The sequence below is a fragment of the Microtetraspora sp. AC03309 genome (assembly GCF_020826795.1).
In the GTDB taxonomy this organism is placed as follows: domain Bacteria; phylum Actinomycetota; class Actinomycetes; order Streptosporangiales; family Streptosporangiaceae; genus Microtetraspora; species Microtetraspora glauca.
Genome location: NZ_JADDIL010000475.1, coordinates 1 through 480 on the forward strand (window position 1 = coordinate 1; position 480 = coordinate 480).

Annotated in this window: 1 pseudogene; it reads right to left on the reverse strand. The window is 63.8% G+C overall.

Going from position 1 to position 480, the window contains the following annotated elements:
- Positions 1 to 167: 167 nt before the first annotated feature.
- Positions 168 to 480: pseudogene (locus tag IMZ11_RS43915) on the reverse strand (transporter substrate-binding domain-containing protein); the annotation flags it as partial.

Here is a 480-nt window from a genome sequence, read left to right on the forward strand (position 1 = left end):
AGAGGTACTTGCCGTACGTCTCCCACCCGTACGCCTCGTTGGTCGCCGCACCCCACAGGAACAGCCCGATCAGGACGAGGATGATGATCGCCGCTACCCAACGCCATGGATGTCTCAGCGGGACGGCGTCGATTGCGGCCGGCGAGGATTCATCACTCATCGGCGGCTCAGCTGGTCGCACCGTTGATGACCGGCTTTTCGATCATCCCGTTCTCCGCGCCCCAGTTCGTGGCCACCTGCTTGTACGCACCGTTGTCGATCAGGTGCTGAAGTGCCTGCTGCAGGGAAGCAGCCAGCGGCGAACCTTTCTGGACCGCCCAGCCGTAGGGGGCGGAGTCGAAGATTTCTCCTGCGGCTTCGAGTTTTCCGTTGCTCTGCTTGATCGCGTACGCCGTCACCGGCGAATCCGCCGACATGGCGTCGGCCTGGCCGAGCATCACCGCGCTGGTGGCCGCGGTCTGGTCGTCGAACTTGATGACG